Below are 260 nucleotides of genomic sequence, written 5' to 3' on the forward strand. Positions count from 1 at the left end.
CTCGATCGCAGCCGCGTTCTGTGCAGTTGGAGCGTTGAAAAACGCGAAGAGGGACGTGAGTACGTATTCTGTGACAATCATCACGAGAATGCCGCCGAGTATCCAGCGGGCGTCGCGATGCGTCGGATGACGGAAGCGAAGGCCTTCGGGGAGGAGGTCTGTTTTCCAGTAGAGGAGACCAGCGACAAAGATCGCGTATCCGAGTTCATTAAACGCGGAGGAGGCGAGGAAGCGTGCCGTCTCTGACTGCTGGGGAATTG

At 57.3% G+C, this 260-nt stretch carries 1 protein-coding gene; it reads right to left on the minus strand.

From position 1 onward, the window contains the following. Positions 1–260: hypothetical protein (locus ACP7H9_RS14290; protein ID WP_439222946.1), on the minus strand; the 260-nt coding region annotated here is incomplete at both ends.

The sequence above is a fragment of the Idiomarina sp. ST20R2A10 genome (assembly GCF_051842345.1).
Lineage (GTDB): Bacteria > Pseudomonadota > Gammaproteobacteria > Enterobacterales > Alteromonadaceae > Idiomarina > Idiomarina loihiensis.